Raw genomic sequence first — 12,794 nt, forward strand, 5'->3', positions numbered from 1 at the left:
GACGCCCCCCGCCTCCCGAGGCGCGGCAGCAACGACCGCCCGGCACGCCCGCACGACATCGCGCCACTGCTCACCACCCGGCGCACCACACCCCCGCCCGTACCGCCCCGAGGAGGGTCTGTGGCTGTTCTGTCACACCGTGTGACGCCCCTCGCCTCCTGGGGCGCGGCAGTGTAGACATGGGCACATGGTCCGACTCCCGGGCCGTTCCGGGGGCGGGTCGGCCCGTCGCCCCGGCGGCCCCCGCCCGCCCCAGACACCCGACCCCGCTCACGACCAGCACGAGGGCCCGCTGAGGGGCGGTTCGCCCACGCGGGTGGAGCGGGACGGAGCCCGGACACGACGGTGGCCGGGAGCCCTGCGGGCGGCGGTCGGCGGTCGCAGTGTGGCCGGACAGGTGTTCGTCCTGCAGGTCGTGATCGTCCTGCTGCTCGTCGTGGCCGCGGTGGTCGCCCTGGTGCTCCAGGTGCGGCACGACAGCACCATCGAAGCCCGCAACCGTTCCGTCGCCGTGGCCGAGGCCTTCGCCAACGCGCCGGGCACCGTGGAGGCCCTCAGCTCCCCCGACCCGTCGGCGGTGCTCCAGCCGCGCGCCGAGGCGGCCCGCCGGGCGACCGACGTGGACTTCATCGTCGTCATGAACACCGACGGCATCCGGTACACACACCCCAAGCCGGACCGCATCGGGAAGAAGTTCGTCGGGAACATCGCCCCCGCACTGGCCGGGGGCGTCGTGACCGAGTCCATCACCGGAACCATCGGTCCGCTCGTGCAGGCCGTCGTCCCCGTCAAGGCGGACGACGGGAAGGTCGTCGGCCTGGTGTCGGCCGGCATCACCACGGCGAAGGTGGGCGGCACCGCGAACCAGCAGCTGCCGCTGCTCCTGATGGCCGCCGCCGTGGGACTCGCCCTCGCCACCGGCGGCACCGCGCTGGTCAGCAGACGGCTGCTGCGCCAGACGCACGGTCTGGGTCCGCACGAGATGACCCGCATGTACGAGCATCACGACGCGGTCCTGCACGCCGTCCGGGAGGGCGTGCTCATCGTCGGCGGCGAGGGGCGGCTGCTGCTCGCCAACGACGAGGCGCACCGGTTGCTCGACCTGCCCGCCGACGCCGAGGGCCGGCACGTCATGGACCTCTCCCTGCCTCCCGAGACCGCCGGGCTGCTGTCCTCCGGGCGGATCGCGACCGACGAGGTGCACCGGGTCAAGGACCGGCTGCTGGCGGTCAACCAGCGGCCCACCGACATCCAGGGCGGCCCACCGGGCAGCGTCGCCACCCTGCGCGACTCGACCGAGCTGCGCGCCCTGTCCGGGCGCGCCGAGGCGGCCCGCGAGCGCCTCGACATGCTGTACGACGCCACGGTGGGCATCGGAACGAGCCTGGACGTCACCCGCACCGCCGAGGAACTGGCCGAGCTCTCCGTGCCGCGGTTCGCGGACTTCGCCACCGTCGACCTGTTCGACGCGGTGCTCAGCGGCGGCCAGCCGGAGGCGGCGACCACCCTGCGCCGCACCGCGCTCAGCGGGATCCGTGGGGACGCCCCGCTGTACAAGGTCGGCGAGCGGATCCCCCTGGGCGACTCCGCTCCCCAGGCGCGCGGCATCAGCAGCGGCCGGGCCGTCCTGGAGCCGCGTCTCGCCGAGGCCACCGGGTGGCGCGCGCAGGACCTGGAGCGCTCCGCCCAGGTCATCGAGTACGGCATCCACTCGCTGATCGCCGTCCCCCTGCGGGTCGGCGACACCGTCCTGGGCACCGTCAGCTTCTGGCGCTCGGACAAGCCGCAGCCCTTCGACACCGACGAGGTCGCCCTCGCCGAGGAGCTCGTCACCCGGGCCGCGGTCTCCATCGACAACGCCCGCCGCTACACCCGCGAGCACACCATGGCGGTGACGCTCCAGCGCAGTCTGCTGCCGCGCCGGCTGCCCGAGCAGGACGCCCTGGACATCGCCTACAAGTACCTGCCCGCGCAGGCCGGGGTGGGCGGCGACTGGTTCGACGTACTGCCGCTGTCCGGTGCGCGGGTCGCGCTCGTGGTCGGCGACGTCGTGGGCCACGGGCTGCACGCCGCGGCCACGATGGGGCGGCTGCGGACGGCGGTGCACAACTTCTCCGCGCTCGACCTGCCGCCCGACGAACTGATCGCGCTGCTCGACGAGTTGGTCGCCCGGATCGACCAGGACGAGGCGGAGGAGAGCGGCGACTCCCCCGTCACCGGCGCCACCTGTCTGTACGCCGTCTACGACCCGGTCTCCCGGCTGTGCACGATCGCCCGGGCCGGCCATCCGCCGCCCGCCCTCATCCACCCCGACGGCAGCGTCGAGTACCCCGACGTGCCCGCCGGTCCCCCGCTCGGCCTCGGCGGCCTGCCGTTCGAGACGGCCGACCTGGAACTCGCCGAGGGCAGCCGCCTGGTGCTCTACACGGACGGGCTCGTGGAGGACCGCGAGCGCGACATCGACGTGGGCTTGGAGCTGCTCCGCACGGCCTTGGAGCATGCGGGACCCTCGCCCGAGGACACCTGCCGGGCGGTACTGGACGCGCGGCCGCCGTCCCGCGCCACCGACGACATCGCGCTGATCGTGGCCCGCACCCAGGCGCTCGCCGCCGACCGGATCGCCGAGTGGCAGGTGCCCGCCGACCCCGCGGCCGTCTCGGACGTCCGGGCGGCGGTGTCCCGGCAGCTCGCCCGCTGGGACCTGGACGAGCTCGCGTTCACCACGGAGCTGATCCTGAGCGAACTCGTCACCAACGCCATCCGCTACGGCGGCGACCCCATCCATGTGCGCATGCTGTACGACCGCACCCTGATCTGCGAGGTCTTCGACAGCAGCAGCACCTCACCGCATCTGCGGTACGCGGCGATGACCGACGAGGGCGGCCGCGGCCTCTTCCTCGTCGCCCAGCTCAGCGACCGCTGGGGCACCCGGTACACCCCGGACGGCAAGGTCATCTGGGCCGAACAGCCGCTGCCGTGACCCGGTTTGAGGGCCTTCGACACTCATAAGGTGATCTTATGAGCCCATAGACCGGACCCGCGTACCGACTTAGGCTTGCCTTAGCTTAGGCTTCCCTCGAGTTGATCTGTCACCGCTCGAAGGGAACCTGATCATGCCCCGCCCCCTGCGGGTAGCCATCGTCGGAGCCGGCCCCGCCGGGATCTACGCCGCCGACGCGCTGCTCAAGTCGGATGTGGCCACCGCACCCGGTGTCTCCATCGACCTCTTCGAGCGGATGCCGGCCCCGTTCGGACTGATCCGTTACGGCGTGGCTCCGGACCACCCCCGGATCAAGGGCATCATCACGGCCCTGCACCAGGTGCTCGACAAGCCGCAGATCCGCCTCTTCGGCAACGTCGACTACCCGACCGACATCAGCCTGGACGACCTGCGCGCGTTCTACGACGCCGTGATCTTCTCCACGGGCGCGACCGCCGACCGCGAGCTGCGCATACCGGGCATCGAGCTCGACGGCTCGTACGGCGCCGCCGACTTCGTCTCCTGGTACGACGGCCACCCGGACGTGCCGCGCACCTGGCCCCTGGAGGCCGAGAAGGTCGCCGTCCTCGGCGTCGGCAACGTCGCGCTCGACGTGGCGCGCGTCCTGGCCAAAACGGCCGACGAACTCCTGCCGACGGAGATCCCGCCGAACGTCCACGAGGGTCTCAAGGCCAACAAGGCGCTGGAGGTCCACGTCTTCGGCCGCCGTGGCCCGGCGCAGGCGAAGTTCTCCCCGATGGAACTGCGCGAGCTGGACCACTCCCCCAACATCGAGGTCATCGTCGACCCCGAGGACATCGACTACGACGCGGGCTCGATCGAGACCCGGCGCGGCAACAAGCAGGCCGACATGGTCGCCAAGACGCTGGAGAACTGGGCGATCCGCGATGTCGGCGACCGTCCGCACAAGTTGTTCCTGCACTTCTTCGAGTCGCCCACCGAGATCCTCGGTGAGGACGGCAAGGTCGTCGGTCTGCGCACCGAGCGCACCGCCCTCGACGGCACCGGCAACGTCAAGGGCACCGGCGAGTTCAAGGACTGGGACGTCACCGCGGTCTACCGCGCGGTCGGCTACCTCTCCGACAAGCTGCCCAAGCTGCCCTGGGACCTCGACTCGGGCACGGTCCCGGACGAGGGCGGCCGGGTCATGCAGGAGAGCGGCGAGCACCTGCAGTCGACGTACGTCACCGGCTGGATCCGGCGCGGCCCGGTGGGCCTGATCGGCCACACCAAGGGCGACGCCAACGAGACGGTCTCGAACCTCCTGGACGACTTCGCGAACGACCGTCTGCAGACCCCGGGTTCGCCCGAGCCGGAGGCCGTGGACGCGTTCCTCGGTGAGCGTGGCGTCCGCTTCACCACCTGGGAGGGCTGGTACAAGCTGGACGCCGCCGAGAAGGCGCTGGGCGAGCCGCAGGGCCGCGCACGCGTGAAGCTCGTCGAGCGCGAGGACATGCTGCGCGAGAGCGGCGCCTGATCCGCACGCGACGCCGGTCGTGCCGCGCCTCGCAAGGGCGGCGCGACCTGCGTCGCGCTGTTCAGTCGCGCTGTTCACGGAACCCTCGCCGCCGTCCGGTCGTTCCTTCCGTGTCCGTACGACCGTGCGGGCGGACGGGGACGAACGGGGCGGGTGTGACACGCGTACTGGTCATCGGCGGTGGCATCGCCGGTACGGCGGCGGCTCTGGCGCTGCACAAGGCGGGCTTCGAGACCGCCGTGCACGAGGCCCATCCGGACTCGGCCGAGGACATCGGCGCGTTCCTCACCCTGGCGAGCAACGGCATGCGCGCCCTGGCCCAGTTGGACGCCTCCGCGGCGGTGACGGCGATCGGCTTCCCGCTGACCTCGCTGCGGGTCATGGACGACACAGGCACCGAGATGGCGCAGGCGCCCATGGGCGAGGCCTCCGACCCGCTGCTGCGCTACCGGTGCCTGCGCCGCGGCGACCTCAACACCGCGCTCCAGGCCGAGGCCGCGCGCCGGGGGATCACCGTCCGGCACGGCGCACGGCTCGCCTCCGTCGAGGACGGCCCCGACGGCGTCACCGCGCACTTCGCCGACGGCACCACCGCGACCGGCGACCTGCTGATCGGCGCCGACGGCCTGAACTCCGCCGTACGACAGTCGATCTCGCCCGGGACGCAGCCGTTCTACGCCGGCCAGTACGTCTTCTACGGCTACACGCGCGCCGCGTCCCCTCCCGGGCCGGACGCGTGCATCACCATGGTCCGCGGCAGCGGGTCCGCCTTCGGCTACGCGGTGTCGCCCGACGGGGAGACGTACTGGTTCGCCCGGGTGACCGGAGACCCGCTGCCCGCCGAGGAGTTGGCGCTGGGCACGCCCGCACACTGGCGCGACCTGCTGCTGCCGCTGCTGCGCAAGGACACCACGCCGGCCGCCGACCTCGTCGCGGCAACCGGCGACGACCTGTTGGTCACCCATGCCACCGAGATCCCCACCGGCACCGCCTGGCGTTCCGGGCGGACCCTGCTCATCGGCGATGCCGCCCACGCGGCCTCTCCCGCTACCGGCCAGGGCGCCTCCATGGCCCTGGAGGACGCCGTGATCCTCGCCAAGTCCCTGCGGGACGCGCCGGACACGGATGCCGCACTCGCCCTCTACGAGAGCCTCCGCCGCCCGCGAGTGGAGCACAACATCACCGTCAGCGGCAACATCTCCCGGGGCACTCACACCCCCTCGGTCGCCGCCCGCCCCTCCGACGAGGACCTCGCCCGGCTCCTGGAGTGGGGCGGGGACCTCTGGGCCGAGCGGCAGGTGGAGAAGGGCTAGCGGCTGCGAGGGAGCGACGCCCTCGGGAGAGGCTCGCGGCGGGAAGCTCGGTGGCTTCCCGATTCGCCGGGCCCAGATGGCGGCCGTGACGCACATCTGCCCGGCCGCGTCCGCGGTGCGCCGGCACCTGGAAAACTCCGTGCGGCTCGTCCCCGACCTGACCCGGACGGCGTTCGTCATGCGAGTCGGAGCCCCCTGCTGAGCCGGGCCGGTCACCCCAGCGATGGGCCTTCGTGACGGCCGGCCTCAGCGACACCGAGTGCCGTGGCTTCGCGGAGGGGCCGTGCCGGGCGGCGCCGAGCCCGCTCCGCGGCGCAGCGGGCGGCGCCCCAAGGGCTGCCCCCTCAGGAGAACAGCGCCTGGATGTCCGGCTTCTTGCCGCCGAAGATGCCGTCCTGCTCACCGAGGGCGGCGAGCTTCTCCAGCGAGGCCGTGTCGACCTGGGGCGGCCAGCTCGGGAGGATGAGCTTGGTCAGTACATCGCCGCTGATCTTGGTGTAGACGGTGAGGATCTGCCGGGCCTCGTCCGGGTGGCCGGTGGCGTACTTCAGCGACTCCGTCATGGCCTCGGTGAACTTCTTCACCAGGTCGGGGTTCTGCTGCGCGATCTTCGTCGAGGTGAACCAGGTCGCCACCGTGAGTTTCGGGTCGGTCTCGGCGAAGGGCGAGGCGATGACCCGGGCGCCCTGCGCCTTGGCAACCGTCTGGGCCGGCTCACCCATCCACGCGGCGTCCACACGACCGCCGTCCAGCGCGGCCGGCATCTGGTCGAAGGGGATCTCGACGAACTTCACCTTCGCCGGGTCGCCGCCGTCCTCGCGCACCGACTCGCGGACCGTGGTGTCGCCGATGTTCTGGAGGGTGTTCACGGCGACCGAGCGTCCGGCCAGATCCTTCGCGGACTTCACCGCGCTGTCCTTCTTCACCAGGACACCGGTGACGTCGGCCCCCACCTTGCCGTTGGAAGCGGCCCCGTTGACCACGGACTTCACGGGGACGCCCTTGGTCTGCGCGAGCATCAGGGACGTGGTGTTGCTGAAGCCGAACTGGAACTGACCGCTCACCACTCCGGGAATGATCGCCGCGCCGCCCTGCGCGGTCACCATCTTCAGCTCGATCCCGCGACTGGCGAAGAACCCCTTCTTCTGCCCGAGATAGAGCGGCGCCACGTCGACGATGGGGATGACGCCAACCGTGACCTGGGTCTTCTTCGCTCCGCCCGCGGAGGACGTGCCGCCGCTCCCGGAGTCCGACGATCCGCATCCGGCGGCACCCGCGAGGGTCACCACCGCAACGGCAAGTCCGAGCACACGCCTTTGCATGGGGCCCTCCTGACGAGGCGCCAGAACGCCTCACGACCCGTCCACTGATGTTGTGCACATCATTGACGCCCGCAATGTACACGCCTACTTTCGCCGGTGTCAGTCCCCCCGACCGCAGGAAAATACGGACTGCCCCCCAAGGAGCCCACGTCTCGTGATGCACCGCATCCGCACCCGTACGCTCGTCACCGTCGCGGCACTGCTGCTCGCCGCTCCCCTCACCCCGGCCGCCCACGCCGCCGAGGACGTCCATGTCGAGGGCCAACTGCCGTCCGGCGCGACCTACCTCATGGATGTGCCGGCCGGCTGGAACGGCACGGTCCTCCTCTACAGCCACGGCTACACGCCGTCCGGCGTCCCCAACGCGGCACGCAACGCGCCCGACGACACCACGAAGTCGCTGCTGCTGAAGCAGGGTTACGCGCTCATCGGGTCCTCGTACGCCACCACCGGCTGGGCCGTGACCGAGGCCGTGCCCGACCAGCTCGCCACCCTCGACACGTTCACCGCCCGCTTCGGGCGGGCCGGGCGCACCATCGCCTGGGGCACGTCCTACGGCGGCCTCGTCACGACCGCCCTCGCGGAGCGCCACGCGCACCGTCTCACCGGGTCGCTGTCGATGTGCGGGCTGGTCCAGGGCGGCGTCGCCAACTGGAACAGCACGCTGGATCCGGTCTTCGCGTTGAAGACGCTCCTCGCGCCCGGCTCCGGGATCCGGCTGACCGGACTGCCGAGCCCGGCCGCCGCCACCCAGGCGTCCGACGCCATGGCCGCCGTCCTCACCGAGGCGCAGCAGAGCGCCGACGGCCGGGCCCGTATCGCGCTCGCCGCTGCCCTGCACAACATCCCCGGCTGGAACGACTCTTCACAGCCCCGGCCCGCGCCCACCGACTGGGAAGCCCAGCAGTCCGGCCAGTACCAGGCCGTCGTCGGGCTGGTGAAGTTCCCCGCCTTCGTCTGGCGCCAGGAGGCCGAGTCCCGGGCGGGCGGCACCATGTCGTGGAACTCCGGGGTCGACTACCACGCGATCCTCCGCAACTCCCCCTACCTCAAAGAGGTCAAGGAGCTGTACACGAAGGCCGGCCTCTCCCTGAAGTCCGACCTCAACACGCTCGACAGGTCCCCGCGCACCCACGCCGACAGGAAGGCCGTCGACTGGATGAGCCGTACCAGCTCCTTCACCGGCCGCCTCAGCAAGCCCCAGCTCAACATCCACACCACCGGCGACGCGCTGATCCCGGTACAGTCCGAGAGCGCCTACCGCCGGGCCGCCTCGGCCGCGGGCTCGGCACCCCTGCTGCGACAGCGCTATGTCGACAACGCGGGCCACTGCACCTTCAGCCCCGGCGAGCAGATCGCCGCCCTGCACGCACTGGAGGACCGGATCGCGACCGGCCACTGGACGGGCAGCGAACCCGCCGCCCTCAACTCACGTGCCGCCGAGGCCGATCCGGGATCACCGGCCCGCTATCTCCCGTACGCCCCCGCCCGTTACCCCCGCCCCTACGACCGGGCCCACCCTTCCGACGGCCACCGGACCTAGCCGTCGACGGTCACGGCTCCGAGGTCTCGGACTCGAGTGACGTGCGCGTCGCCTTGCCGTACACGCCGGACTCGTCCTGAAGGACGAAGCGGGTGACCTGGTAGGTGCGCACCGCACTCTGGACCTGCTGGTCGAAGTCGCCGTCGGCTTCCCCGTCGTACATGCCGACCTGCCGGAGGCGGAGCTGGAGTTCGACGACCTCGGGCCCCTGGTCGCCGAGACCGAGGACAGGCGGCCGGCCGCTCGACGCAGTCGGGCCGGGGGCCACCGTGGCGGTGGCGGCGGCGCTCGACGGGATCCCGGTCGGGGTGGCGGTACCCGTGGGGGACGCGCTGTCGCCGGACTCCGCGCTCGGCGAGGAGGAGGGCGGCCGGGACGACTGTGTCGAGATGGCCGTAGGAGAAGAAGCGGTGACGGACGGACCGCTCGACGACGGCTGCGACTCCGGTACACCCGCGCGCACCCCGCCGACCACGGAACCGTCCCGTGCCGGGCCGTCGTAGGTGAAGAACCCGCCGACGAAACCACCCGCGACCAGGACGGCGGCGGCCGCTCCCGCCCCGGCGACGATGACCGTCCGCCGCCTCCGACGGTCGGGGGTGCCGGCGGTCGGGGGCACCTCGGACGACTGCCGCAGAGACTCCTCTTCCGCGTCCGTCGCGACCTCGGTGACTTCACCCAAGTCCCCTGTCAGGCCTGCCGGTTCCGACTCGCCGACCGGGTCCGCCGGTTCCTCGCCGACCTCCACGAAGGGCCGTATGCGCACCGGGTCGAAGTCCTCCGCGGCCGCCGCCTCGGCGGTACGGGACTCGAGGTGGGCCTCGGAGGCGCGGTGCGCGCAGGTGCAGGAGGGAGTGCCGTCCGCTGCCCTGGGCGCCCCGCACTCCGGGCAGACGAGGACTGGTGGTTCACTCACGCGCGTTCCCTCTCCCTACGATCTTCATATCGTAGACAGATATGCCATGCGGAAATTCCACAACTCTTATCGATCTGGAGCCATGGCGTCCGCAGGGCCGAGATTCAGCCATCGCGCGTGAAGGAGAGATGAACGGTGGCGGGCGTGAGGTCCCAACAGCCGGTCAGCGGCAGGGGACTTGGCGGCAAAGGGGTACACGAGACCGCGACAACATGGGGTAACCGGCGGTAACTTCTGTCCCACCCGCTCCATTCACCCGCGCCACTCCGTCAGGAGACACTCCCCATGCGCAGACTCTTCGCCGCCCTGGCGGCGACCACCGCCGTCCTCGGCGGCCTCACCGCGGCCGCCCCCTCCGCCACGGCCGCCGACTCGGGCAGCTTCAGCGTCCTCAGCTACAACGTCGCCGGCCTGCCCGAGGCCGTCTCCAGCGCTTCGACACCCCGCGAGTCGAGCACGACGGCGATCGGCCAGCGCATAGCGCCCTACGACATCGTCCACGTGGAAGAGGACTTCAACTATCACGCCTACCTCTACGCGGGCGACACGAGCCACGCCTACCGCACCCCCACCAGCGGCGGCGCGGGCATCGGCAGCGGCCTCAACACCCTCTCGAAACTCCCCTACGACGGGGACGACTTCGAGCGGGTGCGCTGGAACTCCTGCCAGGTGGACTCGGGCGACTGTCTGACCCCCAAGGGCTTCACCTTCATGCGCGAGCGCCTCGCCGAGGGCGTCTACGTCGACTTCTACAACCTGCACACCAACGCGGGCACCAACGACGGCGACCTCGCCTCCCGCGCCGACAACCTCAACCAGCTCACCGCCTTCATCCAGACCCACTCCGCAGGCAACGCCGTCGTGGTCATGGGCGACACCAATACCCGCTACACACGCTCCGGCGACACCATCGCCGAGTTCGCCGCCGCCAACGGCCTCACCGACCCCTGGGTGAAGCTCATCCGCGGCGGCACCCCGCCCGCCAAGGGCAGCGACGCCCTGGTCTGCGACCAGACGGGCCCCACCGTCCCCAACACCTGCGAGGTCGTCGACAAAGTCCTCTACCGCAGCAGCAAACTCGTTTCGCTGAACGCCACCGCGTACAACAACGAACACGCCAAGTTCCTCACCGACGCCGGGCTGATGCTCTCCGACCACGACCCGATCAGCGTCGGCTTCACCTGGTCACGCAACGCCGCCTACCAGCTCAGCGACCAGTACGGCGGCCCGCACGGCGACTACTACAACGACATCGACAGCGTCCCCGCCGGCGCCCGCGCCACCACCGTCGCCCTGCGCGCCGGCTCCCGCATCGACCAGCTGAGCCTGACCCTGTCCAACGGCACCACCCTCGCCCACGGCGGGACCGGCGGCACCGCGTCCTCCCTCACGCTCGGCAGCGGCGAGTACGTGACCACGGCGAACCTGTGCCAGGCCGAGAAGGACGGCCACACACGGATCTTCTACGCCAGGTTCACGACCAACCTCGGCCGCACCCTGACCGGCGGCACCACCACCTCCGACTGCGTGACCCGCACCGCGCCGACCGGCTGGCAGATCGCCGGGTTCCACGGCCGTGGCGGTGAGGAGGTCGACAAGGTCGGCTTCATCTACACCCAGCGCTGACCCCACTCACCCCGGGGCGCTCCCGCGCCCCGGGGCGCACAGGAATCACAAAAGAGTGGCAGGACGATTGACGCGCTCATGGCCAGGCCCTACTTTCTGATCGATTTACCGAACTCTGTTCGAAATACCGGTCATTGAGGTGCCCCCGCACGCCACCTTGGAGAGCAAGATGAGCGCAAACCCCCACCTGTCCCGCCGCGGCCTCCTGGGCATGACGGCCGCCGTGCCGCTCGCCCTGACGCTCGGCGCGGGCACCGCGCAGGCCGCCGACTCGGCGTACGCGATGGTGTACTTCACCGAGTCGACCAACCTCGGCGACGGCACCGACTACGGCCTGCACCTGGCCGTCAGCCCCGACGGGCTGAACTGGACGCCGCTCAACCAGAACAACCCCCTGGTCACCCCCACCGCCGGCGCCCTCGGACTGCGCGACCCGTTCCTCATGCGCAGGCAGGACGGCACGTTCGTCGTGCTCGCCACCGACCTCAAGGGCACCGACTGGAGCTACAACAGCCAGTACATCCACGTCTGGGACTCCGCCGATCTGCGCACCTTCACCGGCTACCGGCGCCTGAAGCTGCACGACATGACGACCCACAGCTGGGCGCCCGAGGCCTTCTGGGACGCGGGCCGGGGCCAGTACGCGGTCATCTACTCCGCGGTCAACTCCAGCGGCCACAACGTGATCATGGTCAACTACACCAGCGACTTCGTCACCGCCTCGGCCCCGCAGGTGTTCTTCGACCCCGGCTACGACGTCATCGACGGCGACATGGCCGTGGGCGTGAACGGCTACAACTACCTCTTCTTCAAGAAGAACCAGACCCTGGTGAGCGCCAGATCCACCACCCTGAACCCGGGCAGTTTCACGGAGTACAGCGCGGGTGTGGCCCACGGCGGCACCGAAGCCCCCACCGTGGTCAAGTCCCTCAGCTCCGGCACCTGGTGGCTCTGGGGAGACACCTACACGCCCAACGGCGTCTTCTACGCCTGGCAGGCCGGCAGCCTCGCCTCCGGCACCTGGACCGCCCTCGACCAGAAGACCTACACCCAGCCGGTCAACTCCAAGCACTGCGGCATCGCGACGATCACCACGACCGAGTACAACAACCTGCTCGCGAAGTGGGGCGCCCCGGCCTGGAACCGGCTCAAGTCCTACAACTACCCGGCCCGTTACGTCCGCCACCACGACTACGTGGGCCGCATCGACGAGTACCCGGTCGAGCCGTACAAGGACTCCCTGTGGACCCTCGTCCCTGGCCTGGCCGACAGCTCCGGGGTGTCGTTCCGGTCGGTCAACTACCCCGACCGCTACCTGCGGCACTACAACTACGCCCTCCAACTCGACGCCAACGACGGCACGTCGACGTTCGCCGGTGACGCGACCTTCTACCGTACGGCGGGCCTGGCGGACGCGAGCTGGGCCTCCTTCCGCTCGTACAACAACCCGACCCGCTACATCCGCCACTCCAACTACGTCCTGCGCATCGACCCCGTCTCCACCACCACCGAGAAGCAGGACGCCACATTCCGAGTAGGTTACTGATTCAACCGAAAAGCCCCCCTTGGCGCCCCGCGTTGTATACGCTCCAGGTC

General features: G+C 70.8%; 8 protein-coding genes. 6 read left to right on the top strand and 2 right to left on the bottom strand.

Going from position 1 to position 12,794, the window contains the following annotated elements; genetic code table 11:
- The first annotated feature begins 187 nt into the window (after window positions 1-187).
- From OG841_RS04245 to OG841_RS04255, 3 genes are all read left to right on the top strand, one after another.
- The gene (locus OG841_RS04245; protein ID WP_328642713.1) at window positions 188-2,980 is read left to right on the top strand and encodes a SpoIIE family protein phosphatase; all 2,793 of its coding nucleotides are present in this window, start codon (window positions 188-190) and stop codon (window positions 2,978-2,980) included.
- A gap of 133 nt (window positions 2,981-3,113) precedes the next feature.
- Window positions 3,114-4,478, top strand: a complete 1,365-nt coding sequence (locus OG841_RS04250) for an FAD-dependent oxidoreductase (protein WP_328642712.1) — start codon at window positions 3,114-3,116, stop codon at window positions 4,476-4,478.
- A gap of 155 nt (window positions 4,479-4,633) precedes the next feature.
- Window positions 4,634-5,791, top strand: a complete 1,158-nt coding sequence (locus OG841_RS04255; RefSeq protein WP_328642711.1) for an FAD-dependent oxidoreductase — start codon at window positions 4,634-4,636, stop codon at window positions 5,789-5,791.
- Between the two features lie 344 nt (window positions 5,792-6,135).
- On the opposite strand, the gene OG841_RS04260 is transcribed toward OG841_RS04255, so the two are convergent.
- Complete coding sequence (locus OG841_RS04260) at window positions 6,136-7,113, bottom strand: ABC transporter substrate-binding protein (protein WP_328642710.1); 978 nt, start codon at window positions 7,111-7,113, stop codon at window positions 6,136-6,138.
- Between the two features lie 157 nt (window positions 7,114-7,270).
- On the opposite strand from OG841_RS04260, the gene OG841_RS04265 reads away from it, so the two are divergent.
- Window positions 7,271-8,656: an alpha/beta hydrolase family protein gene (locus OG841_RS04265; protein ID WP_328643741.1), complete on the top strand. Its 1,386-nt coding sequence runs from the start codon at window positions 7,271-7,273 to the stop codon at window positions 8,654-8,656.
- Between the two features lie 10 nt (window positions 8,657-8,666).
- Here the strand turns inward: OG841_RS04265 and OG841_RS04270 are convergent, their stop codons facing one another.
- Complete coding sequence (locus OG841_RS04270) at window positions 8,667-9,572, bottom strand: peptidoglycan-binding domain-containing protein (RefSeq protein ID WP_328642709.1); 906 nt, start codon at window positions 9,570-9,572, stop codon at window positions 8,667-8,669.
- A 285-nt stretch (window positions 9,573-9,857) separates the two neighbouring features.
- Between OG841_RS04270 and OG841_RS04275 the strand changes: the two genes are divergently transcribed.
- Together OG841_RS04275 and OG841_RS04280 are read left to right on the top strand one after the other, a co-directional pair.
- Window positions 9,858-11,198: a jacalin-like lectin gene (locus OG841_RS04275; RefSeq protein WP_328642708.1), complete on the top strand. Its 1,341-nt coding sequence runs from the start codon at window positions 9,858-9,860 to the stop codon at window positions 11,196-11,198.
- 169 nt (window positions 11,199-11,367) lie between these two features.
- The gene (locus OG841_RS04280) at window positions 11,368-12,744 is read left to right on the top strand and encodes a glycoside hydrolase family 43 protein (protein ID WP_328642707.1); all 1,377 of its coding nucleotides are present in this window, start codon (window positions 11,368-11,370) and stop codon (window positions 12,742-12,744) included.
- Window positions 12,745-12,794: the final 50 nt, after the last annotated feature.

Source organism: Streptomyces canus (assembly GCF_041435015.1).
Lineage (GTDB): Bacteria > Actinomycetota > Actinomycetes > Streptomycetales > Streptomycetaceae > Streptomyces > Streptomyces canus_G.